1 protein-coding gene is annotated in these 452 nt (G+C 33.0%); it reads left to right on the top strand.

The genetic code is table 11. The annotated features are described in order from the left end of the window. On the top strand, window positions 1-452 hold a 452-nt coding region (locus AC1DWA_RS33390; RefSeq protein ID WP_477917774.1), incomplete at both ends, for a spore coat protein.

The raw sequence follows: 452 nt of genomic DNA, 5'->3' as shown, positions 1-452 counted from the left end.
GTCAATACGCAATATTTAACTTACCAATAGGTGTATTTAAGATTAAAGCTAGTGCCAAATACTATGTTCCGGAATCTAAGATTGTCCTCCTGGTAGCAGGAGAAACTAAAGTAGTTGACTTTGCCCTTGTCAAAAAACGGGGGTTACCTTCTACAGTACTCATTGATCCAGAAGAAGAAAAGCTAGTTCGAGAAATATTAGATCAATTATTTAATATAAGTACAAATATAACTTCTATTTGGATAAAGGATTCTTATAAAGTTAAGATTCAATCTACGGATACACAAATTGCAACCTCCCTCCAATTAAGCTTGCAGTTAGTAATTGCATTGGTTGTCAATATCATAGTTGATGATGCAAGTATAAGTAATCAACGTAGAGAAAAACAGCAAACTAATGCAGAGCAAATAAATAACCGGGAAATTATTATCAATAACTCTAAAGATGTAACC

This window comes from Rhodococcus sp. P4_F3_2, from assembly GCF_056401335.1.
This window is presented reverse-complemented; position numbering and strand designations above follow the sequence as displayed.